Source organism: Mesorhizobium sp. M2A.F.Ca.ET.067.02.1.1 (assembly GCF_004023285.1).
Lineage (GTDB): Bacteria > Pseudomonadota > Alphaproteobacteria > Rhizobiales > Rhizobiaceae > Mesorhizobium.
Genome location: NZ_RZSB01000256.1, coordinates 1 through 7488 on the forward strand (window position 1 = coordinate 1; position 7488 = coordinate 7488).

The window sequence follows — 7488 nt, forward strand, 5'->3', positions numbered from 1 at the left end:
CCGATCTTCACTTCGGGAAGCGCCATCTTCACCTTGTCGGAATCGGCGGCGACGCGGCCGTGGCAGGCAAGCGACATCTCGAAGGCGCCGCCCATGCAGGTGCCGTTGATCGCCGACACCCAAGGCTTGCCGGAAGTCTCGATCTTGCGGAACAGGCCGGTCATATAGCCGGCATTCTCGAACAGCGCCTTGGTCGCCTTGTCGAGATCCTTCTCTTTTTCCGCGGCGAAGGTGGCCAGCATCTTCTGCAGCATGGTGATGTCGGCGCCGCCGGAGAATGTATCCTTGCCGGAGGTGATGACCGCGCCCTTGATGGCGGCATCGCCGGCCACCTTATCAACGATGGCGTCCAGCTCGCGCATCACCTCTTCGGTGAAGACGTTCATCGAACGATCCGGCATGTCCCAGGTGATCAAGGCAATGCCGTCGGCATCCACGTCGAGGGTGAAATTGGTGTAGCTCATCTCTTCTCTCCCTCAGACGCGTTCGATGATGGTGGCGGTGCCCATGCCGGCGCCGATACAGAGCGTGACCAGCGCGGTGGTGAGGTCGCGGCGCTCCAGCTCGTCCAGCACCGTGCCCAGTATCATGGCGCCGGTGGCGCCGAGCGGATGGCCCATGGCGATCGCGCCGCCATTGACGTTGATCTGGTCATGCGGGATGTCGAAGGCCTGCATGTAGCGCAGCACGACGGAGGCGAAGGCCTCGTTGAGCTCGAACAGGTCGATGTCCGACTGCTTCATCTTGGCGCGCTTCAAGAGCTTCTCGGTGACGTCGACCGGACCGGTCAGCATCAGCACCGGCTCCGAGCCGATATTGGCGAAGGCGCGGATGCGCGCGCGCGGCTTCAGGCCCATGGACTTGCCGGCCTTCTTCGAGCCGAGCAGCACGGCGGCAGCACCGTCGACGATGCCCGACGAATTGCCGGCATGGTGGACGTGGTTCACTTCCTCGACCTCCGGGTGCTTCTGCACCGCCACCGCGTCGAAGCCGCCCATTTCGCCCGGCATGACGAAGGACGGGTTGAGCGAGGCCAGCGACTGCATGTCGGTCGTGGGCCGCATGTGCTCGTCGCGGTCGAGGATCAACAGGCCGTTCTGGTCTTTGATCGGGATCACCGAGTTCTTGAAGCGGCCCTCTTCCCACGCCTTGCCGGCGCGCTTCTGGCTTTCGACTGCATAGGCGTCGACGTCATCGCGGGAAAAGCCGTATTTCGTGGCGATCAGGTCGGCCGAGATGCCCTGCGGCACGAACCAGCCGGGCAGGCCTACGGACGGATCCATGAACCAGGAACCGCCGGACATGCCCATTCCGACGCGCGACATGGATTCCACGCCGCCGGCAATGACGATCTCGTCCGCCCCTTGCGCGATCTTGGCGGCGCCGAAATTGATGGCGTCGAGGCCCGAAGCGCAGAAACGCGAGATCTGCATGCCCGGCGCCTTGGTATCGTAGCCGGCCTCGAAGGCGGCGGCGCGCGGAATGACCGAGCCCGCCTCGCCGACCGGGTCGACGCAGCCGAAGATGATGTCGTCGACATTGCCCGTGTCGAGCCCGTTGCGGTCGCGCAACGCCTCGAGCGTCTTCGCGGCGAGCCGCACCGCCGGCACCTCATGCAGCGCGCCATCCTTCTTGCCCCTGCCGCGCGGCGTGCGCACGGCGTCATAGACGTAAGCCTCAGTCATTTTCGTGCTCCTTGGCTTTGCCGGCCGCCGCGCTCAGAGAGAGCGCCCGATCAGCAATTTCATGATCTCGTTGGTGCCGCCATAGATGCGCTGGACGCGGGCGTCGCGGTACATGCGGGCGATCGGATATTCATTCATGTAGCCATAGCCGCCATGCAGTTGAAGGCATTCGTCGACGACTTTGCCCTGCAGGTCGCTGAGCCAGTATTTGGCCATCGAGGCGGTCACTGGGTCGAGGCCGCCGTCGATGTGGCGGGCGACGCAGTCATTGTAGAAGACGCGGCCGATCGTGGCCTCGGTCTTCAGTTCGGCCAGCTTGAACTGGGTGTTCTGGAAATCGATGACGGCCTTGCCGAAGGCCTTGCGTTCCTTGACGTAATCGATGGTGAGCGCCAGCGCCCGCTCGATCATGGCGATCGCGCCCGTGCCAATCTGCAGGCGCTCCTGCGGCAATTGCTGCATCAGTTGGACGAAGCCCTTGCCTTCCTCGTGGCCGAGCAGGTTGGAGGTCGGCACGCGCACGTCGTTGAAGAACAGCTCGGACGTGTCGTTCGACTTCAGCCCGATCTTGTCGAGGTTGCGGCCGCGCTGAAAACCCTCGACCTCGTCGGTCTCGACGACGATCAGCGAGGTGCCCTTGGCGCCCTTGTCCGGATCGGTCTTGGTGACGACAATGATCAGGTTGGCCAGCTGGCCATTGGTGATGAAGGTCTTCGAGCCGCTGATCTTGTAGTGGTTGCCGTCCTTCTCGGCACGGGTCTTGACGCCCTGCAGATCGGAGCCGGCGCCAGGCTCAGTCATGGCGATGGCGCCGATAAGCTCGCCGGTCGCAAGCTTCGGCAGCCATTTCTGCTTCTGCTCCTCGGAGCCGTAGTGAAGAATGTAGGGTGCGACGATCGAATTGTGCAGGCCGATGCCGAAACCGTCGACGCCGACATGGCCGATCGCCTCGATGATCGCGCTCTCATGCGCAAAAGTCCCGCCCGAGCCGCCATATTTCTCCGGCATGGAAGCGCAGAGCAGCCCGGCGGCGCCCGCCTTCAGCCAGCTCTCTCGGTCGAACATCTCGTTCTTCTCGAACTCGTCATAGCGCGGCGCGATCTCTTCGGCCATGAAGCGGGACGCCATGTCGTGGAGCATGCCGACCTCGTCCGCCGCCCAGGCGGGCTTCGGAAGACCAAGAATTTCGGCTGGATTTGTCGCCACGTTTTCCTCCGCGTTCCGACGATTGTGGGCCGGCGGCGCCGGCCCGCCGAATCTAGAACGCTTCCGCCGGCAACGCCATCAGCGTGTCCGCGCCACTGGAAATGCGGGCAAGCCGCGTCGCCGTTTCCGGCATGATGCGCTCCATGAAGAAGCGCGCCGTGACCAGCTTGGTATCGTAGAATGGCGCAGCGCCGTTGGCGCCTTCCGCGAGCTTGGCCTGCGCGGACTTCGCCATCTGGGCCCACATATAGCCCAGCGCCACGAGACCGAAGAGATGCATGTAGTCGGTCGAGGCGGCGCCTGCGTTGTCGGGCTTGGCCATGGCGTTCTGCACCAGCCACATCGTAGCCGCTTGCAGGTCGTTGAGACCCTTCTTCAGCGCCTTGGTGAAGGGCGCCATCTTCTCATCAGTGCGGTTCTCCTCGCAGAACTCGCCGAGCTCCTTGAAGAAGGCCTGCACGGCGCGACCGCCATTCTGCGCCAGCTTGCGGCCGACGAGGTCGAGCGCCTGGATGCCGTTGGCACCTTCATAGATCATGGCGATGCGGGCATCGCGCACGAACTGGCTCATGCCGTGCTCTTCGATATAGCCGTGGCCGCCGAACACCTGCTGGGCCATCACCGCGTGGTCGAAACCCTTGTCGGTGAGCACGCCCTTGACCACCGGCGTCATCAGGCCGGTGTAATCGTCGGCCGCCTGGCGGTCCTTGTCGTCGCCGGAACGATGCGCGACGTCGGATTTGATCGCCGTCCACAATGCCAGCGCGCGGCCGGCCTCGTTATAGGCCTTCATGGTCATCAGCGAACGGCGGATGTCGGGATGGACGATGATCGGATCGGCCTTCTTGTCCGGCGCCTTGGCACCCGACAGCGAGCGCCCCTGCAGCCGGTCCTTGGCGTAGGAGACGGCGTTCTGATAGGCGATCTCGGAGACCGAAAGCCCCTGCAGGCCGACGCCGAGGCGGGCCTCGTTCATCATGGTGAACATAGCCTTCAAGCCGCCGTTCAATTCGCCGAGCAGCGTGCCCTCGGCCTCGTCATAATTCATGACGCAGGTCGAGTTGCCGTGGATGCCCATCTTCTCCTCGATCGAGCCGCAGGAGAGCGTGTTGCGCTCACCGGGATTGCCAGCGGCATCAAGCTTGAACTTCGGCACGATGAACAGCGAGATGCCCTTGACGCCTTCCGGCGCGCCCTCGACGCGGGCCAGCACCAGATGGACGATGTTGTCCGACATGTCGTGCTCGCCGGCGGAGATGAAGATCTTCTGGCCGGAAATCCTGTAAGTGCCGTCGCCGTTGGGAACGGCCTTGGTGCGCAGCAGGCCGAGATCGGTGCCGCAATGCGGCTCGGTGAGGTTCATGGTGCCGGTCCAGCCGCCCTCGATCAGCCTCGGCAGCCAAGTGGCCTTCTGTTCGTCCGTGCCATGGGTGACGATGGCCGCGATGGCGCCTTGCGTCAGGCCGGGATACATCATCAGCGCCATGTTGGCCGAAATCATGTATTCGGAGACGGCAGTGTGGACCGCATAGGGCAGGCCCTGGCCACCGAACTCGGCGGGTGCTGCAAGCCCCATCCAGCCGCCCTCGCGATACTGGTCGTAGGCGTCCTTGAAGCCCTTCGGCGTCGTCACCGAGCCGTCGTCATGGCGCACGCAGCCTTCCATGTCGCCAACCCGGTTCAGCGGATGCATGACGTTCTCGGCGAGCTTGGCGCCTTCGGCGAGGATCGCCTCGACCACGTCGGGCGTCGCGTCCGAGAGGCCCGGAAGATTGGAATAGCGCTGATAGCCCAGCACGTCGTTGAGCACGAACAGCGTGTCCTGGATCGGGGCCCTGTAGATCGTCATGCCTTCCTCCACCCTTACAGTCCCGGCCCGGCCGGCAAGTCGCCTCTCCCGGACAGGGAGACCGGGCCAATGTCGATGTTGCGATAGCAAATATTGACGTTTGCGTAAACGTCAACTTCGTCGCAGCCTGAAATTTTTGTGAGCGGTCAGGCATTGTGACGACAAAAAAGCCGCGCGGCCATAGCCACGCGGCTTTCTACGTCCCGGTATTCCGGAAGAGCGGGCGATCAGCCGACGGCGCTGGCCTGCGGCGGCGCGGTGCGCTCGACGAGCATCTGCCGCACGACCGACATCGAGTTGCTCAGCTCGCCGATAGCATCATCGATCAGCGCCCGCTGCTTCTGCAGGCGAGCGAGCTGCTTCTCCGACTTGTCGAGCGCCAGCCGCAGCTGCTTGGTGTTGGTGCCGGTCGGATCGTAGAGATCCATCATCTGCTTGACGTCGCGCAGCGAGAACCCGACCTTGCGGCCGAGCAGGATCAGCTTCAGCCGAGCCTTGTCGCGGCGCGTGTAGAGACGGGTCGAGCCGTCGCGATGAGGATTGAGAAGGCCCTTGTCTTCATAGAAACGCAGCGTGCGCAGCGTCACGCCGTATTTCTTGGCCATCTCACCGATGCGGACGAATTCCTCGCCTGCCTCGGCTGGTATGTCATTGGTATTGGCCGCGGCTTCGCCGGGCGAAACAAGTTTCATGGTCACTGGCATTCCCCTGGTGGCGTCGCGGTCGCGGACCAAGCGTCGCCTGAATGGAAGCGGGGGCGTGCTTCCAATCGTGGTTGCAACAACAAATCAATCGCAAGAGGCACGGCTTCGCACCTTTTACGTTTACGTCAATCCTATATCGACAGCCGCAGGGTGACGCAAGGGCGTTGTCGGAGCGAACCTTTATGCCGCACCCGAAATGCCGCTCACGATTTATGCGCGACTTCTTAAGCTTGGTTAACGCCTTGTTTACCACGTTGGGCGAAATGTGCGCATGTCGGTCACCCGTGGTTATCCTGTAGCGAATTTTTCACGGTTTTCGAAGCGCGGGTAAAACCCGGGAAGCTCGTCTTCCTCCGCAGCAAAACCGCTCGGCTCGCTTCGTACCCGGCAGGCTACTGGGAAACCGGTCTTTGGCCGGCCACTCTGAACACGGGCGCATCGATGAACAGCAAGCGGTCCTATCTCGATACACTCAACGCCGGCAGGCAACGCCGGCCGCATGCCTCGCTCGAAGAACTGAACCGCTCGCTCGAAACGCTCGAGCAGAGGCTGGACCGGACGCGCGCCGACATGCCCGACCGCCCCGACCCGCGACGGCCGACCGCCGAGCCGCGTTATCCCAGCACGCAGCCTTACGGCCAGGCGCCGCGCTGGTATGAGGATCCCTATGCCGTGCAAAGACCCCTGGACCGGGCGCCGCAGAATCCGTGGCCGCAGGAGCGCGCCCCGCAAAACCCCGCGCCCGCCTATCAGGCGATCGCGCGCGACATCGACCGGGTGCGCGGCCAGGAAGACAGCGTCGCCATGGTCGGCAAGATCGCCGTCGAGTTGCGCGGGCTGCGCGAGGAACTTCGGCACCAGATGACCGCCGGCCTGCAGCGCGAATTCGAGGCGTTTCGCCAGGATATCGACCGCGCCCTGCAGGCCAACAGCCAGCGCGGCGCGATGCCCGACAAGAGCAGCGCCGAGCTCGGCCTCGAATTCGAGCGGCTTTCGGGAGCGATCCAGTCGCTCGCCGAAAAAAGTGATGACCGCAGCGTCAATCTGCTGCGGCTGGAACTGGAACAGGTGAAGGGCGCGCTGGACACGTTGGCGCGCGAGGAAAGCGTGCAGAAGGTCGACCGCCGCTGGGACGATTTCGACCGCCGCTGGAGCGCTTTCGAGGACCGTGTCGACGCCGACCAGCGCAAGCGCGCCGAAGGCCCTAGCCTTTCAGTGCTGACAGATCGGCTCGAGCAGATTAGCAGCGCCGTCAACAGCCTGCCGGAATCGCTTTCGCTGCGCTCGCTGGAGGAAAAGGTGCGCACGCTTGCCGGCGCGGTCGACCGTTTCGCCGGCCAGCAGACCGCGCGCGGCGGCGAAACGCTCGCCATGATCGACGAGCGGCTGGACGAGATTTCCCGCGCCATCGTCGCATCGACGGTGGCCGCGCAGGCCAATGCCTTCGACCCCGAGACCTTCGGCCGGATCGAGAAGCGCATGGCCTCGCTGGCGGTGCAGATCGAAGAGGTCGCGCAGTCGCAGCCCGGCGCCGAGGTCCTCGACCGCCTCAATCTTCTCACCAGCCGCGTGGACCAGCTGGCCGGCCGCACCGATCTGCCCGAGCAGGCCATGGAGCGTCTGGGCAAACAGATCGCTTCCATCACCGACAAGATGGACCGCGCGCCGGCCATGCCCGACGCGGACCAGATCTTCCAGGGCCTGGAGCAGCGCTTCGACGCGCTGTCGATGCTGCTCGAGCGCCGCCAGGGAGACGCAATCGAACAAAGCAACGCGTTGTTCCACGATCTGGAGCGTCGGCTGGACGAGGTGGCGAATAGGCTCGACCAGCGCATGCGTCAAGACGACAGCGCCGGCATCATGGAAGCGATCGATGCCCGCTTCACCGCTCTGGCCAAGCGCATCGAGACGCGCGCGCCCGATCCCGCCAGCGATATGGCGATCCGCGGGCTCGAAAGCCGGCTCGAGGATATTTCCAGCCGGCTGGAATCGTCGGCGCATCAGGTCGCCGGCATCGATCCGGCGCTGATCCGCAGCCTGGAAG

Annotated in this window: 5 protein-coding genes and 1 pseudogene; 1 reads left to right on the forward strand and 5 read right to left on the reverse strand. The window is 64.1% G+C overall.

Going from position 1 to position 7488, the window contains the following annotated elements; translation table 11 throughout:
* The 5 genes from EOA28_RS18200 to EOA28_RS18220 form a co-directional block, all read right to left on the reverse strand.
* Positions 1–464, reverse strand: a 464-nt coding sequence (locus EOA28_RS18200) for an enoyl-CoA hydratase-related protein (RefSeq protein ID WP_189342087.1), incomplete at its 3' end; no start/stop codon positions are given.
* A gap of 12 nt (positions 465–476) precedes the next feature.
* A complete protein-coding gene (locus tag EOA28_RS18205) occupies positions 477–1685 on the reverse strand; it encodes an acetyl-CoA C-acetyltransferase (RefSeq protein WP_126079360.1) in 1209 nt (402 codons plus the stop codon).
* 33 nt (positions 1686–1718) lie between these two features.
* A complete protein-coding gene (locus EOA28_RS18210) occupies positions 1719–2891 on the reverse strand; it encodes an acyl-CoA dehydrogenase family protein (protein WP_127250791.1) in 1173 nt (390 codons plus the stop codon).
* 52 nt (positions 2892–2943) lie between these two features.
* Positions 2944–4740 carry an acyl-CoA dehydrogenase gene (locus EOA28_RS18215; RefSeq protein WP_127250792.1) on the reverse strand — a complete coding sequence of 599 codons (1797 nt, stop codon included), beginning with the start codon at positions 4738–4740 and terminating at the stop codon, positions 2944–2946.
* A 227-nt stretch (positions 4741–4967) separates the two neighbouring features.
* Positions 4968–5432, reverse strand: coding sequence for a MerR family DNA-binding transcriptional regulator (locus EOA28_RS18220; RefSeq protein ID WP_127250805.1), 465 nt, complete (start codon positions 5430–5432; stop codon positions 4968–4970).
* Between the two features lie 453 nt (positions 5433–5885).
* Here EOA28_RS18220 and EOA28_RS18225 point away from each other — a divergent pair.
* Positions 5886–7488: pseudogene (locus EOA28_RS18225) on the forward strand (peptidoglycan-binding protein); the annotation flags it as partial.